Raw genomic sequence first — 2008 nt, 5'->3', positions numbered from 1 at the left:
TTTATTAACGTTGGACATTGAGCGTAAAACCGTTTTTACTATGCTTTCCAAAGATAGATTCCTGTAACAATACGACGTTGATAACCGCATTCTCGAAGTTTCTATCTTTGGTACAACCTACGACTCTCAGCCAAAAACTGTCCACAGTATTGTTATAAAAATGGAATAAAAAATAAGAGACTCTCTGCTGGTTGGGATCATGAATATTTAATGAAGCTAATTTGTTCGGTGTAAATTTATATGCGATTGCCCTGCATACTGAACTGTGTAATAAAAATTCTATTCTTTTAAAATATTCTGTTGCAATCTCTATTCAACCATTGTGAAAAATGAGTGCTAACTGGTCCTGACTTGTAAAATCCTTTTTGTATCACTACAGAAAGATGGGCTAAAACCAAATACACTTTTAAAACTCCGAGAAAAAGCACTAATACTGTTATAGCCTAGATCAATTGCCACTTGAGTAACTGAACTACCTTCAGATAACATACGTAACGCATAGTGGAGTTTAGCCTGCAAGCGCCATTGCCCAAGAGATAGGCCTGTTTCTTTTTTAAACCTACGAGTAAGTGTTCTCCTTGATATATACAGCTGTACGGCCCACTCATCAAGTGACACCTGACTACTTGGCTCATTAATAATGGCAAGCGCCATTCTAGTAAGCCTAGGATCAGTAGGCATCGGCAAGTATAATGGTTCACACACCGCCCTCGCAATTTCGTCAACTAATACCCTTAAGACATTAATTTCAGGTGTACCCAATACCCTCTCTAAGTAGGCGCTATCAAGGCGGTCTATTAAGGCAAGCATTAAAGTAGAAGCACTTACAACACATGGAGTATCTGGTAAAAGCTTACAGTATTCTGCAGTTACTTTAATGCTACTCGCTATAATTTGACCATATGAAATACCACAATGGTTACAGTTGGGTGGTATCCATCCAATTAGCTTTGGTGGTATAGCCCAAACCCCTACATATGTTTCAACGGTAATCAAGCCTCTGTACAGCATAAAAATCTGTCCTTCAGCATGTGAGTGCCAAACACCATGACTTGACGCACTGCGATCAATAATTTCGACTGAGAAGGGTAAATGCACTGCAAATGGCCTAATAAATCAAACTGATGACACTTATTAATAACTATCTTAGTTACAGGTTAGTATATAGTTAAATACGTAGTTCCTACAGCCTTATAATTAACAAAAAACAATGATACTAACGTTCAAATCATTTAAAGCATATTTAGTTGGTAGGTTATGTTATGCTTAATCACTTAAATCGTATTAACTGGATAAGGTTATTCATTTGGTATAGCACTATCTTATGTACAGCTTATTTTCTATCAATTGGCTACATCTATATAGATAGCTCTACAACTTACGAGCAAAGCTGGAACGCTTTATCATCTACAATAGGTTTCATCACTTATAGTATATTTGTATTATTACTGTATTTAAGCCCAATCAATAGCTTTTTCCCTAATTTCACAACAGTTAAGCGTCTAATACCTATTAAGCGTGACTTAGGAATTTCAGTTTTTATTCTTACAGCGACACATTTCATTATAGTCGTTGCTAGTTGTTTTGCTGAACATGGGTATTTTCCAGTAGCGGCTTTAATACTTCACCCTATTATCGCCTCTGGCTTCATATCTTTTATTATTTTTACTGCATTAGCTATGACAAGTAACAGCATAAGTATGCAACTACTTGGGTGGATAAAATGGAAAAAATTACACAAAACTGTCTACATAGCACAAGCATTAATTATCATTCATGTATTATTTCAAGGTACTATAGGCGTATATATTATTATTTTTACTATGATACCCCTTATTTTTTTCCAGTATATGCGTTTTTCACATAAATCAACTACATAAGCTTGCTAATGCTAAATAATTTTTTATTTATACCTCGACTTTGGCCATTTAGAAGCTAAGGCATTGCAGGTAAAGCAATACTGTTAGTGGTTATAACCTGAATTAACTCATGTCTAATGAAAACCATG

General features: G+C 35.3%; 2 protein-coding genes. One reads left to right on the top strand and one right to left on the bottom strand.

Annotation, left to right across the window (positions count from 1 at the left end; translation table 11 throughout):
* Positions 1 to 336: 336 nt before the first annotated feature.
* Positions 337 to 1098, bottom strand: a complete 762-nt coding sequence (locus F607_RS0126555; RefSeq protein ID WP_051311874.1) for an AraC family transcriptional regulator — start codon at positions 1096 to 1098, stop codon at positions 337 to 339.
* 164 nt (positions 1099 to 1262) lie between these two features.
* Between F607_RS0126555 and F607_RS33330 the strand changes: the two genes are divergently transcribed.
* Positions 1263 to 1880, top strand: coding sequence for a ferric reductase-like transmembrane domain-containing protein (locus F607_RS33330; protein ID WP_027710409.1), 618 nt, complete (start codon positions 1263 to 1265; stop codon positions 1878 to 1880).
* Positions 1881 to 2008: the final 128 nt, after the last annotated feature.

Source organism: Zooshikella ganghwensis DSM 15267 (assembly GCF_000428585.1).
Taxonomy (GTDB): Bacteria; Pseudomonadota; Gammaproteobacteria; order Pseudomonadales; family Zooshikellaceae; genus Zooshikella; species Zooshikella ganghwensis.
The sequence above is the reverse complement of the archived record's forward strand: the minus strand, read 5'-3'. Positions and strand labels throughout refer to the sequence as shown.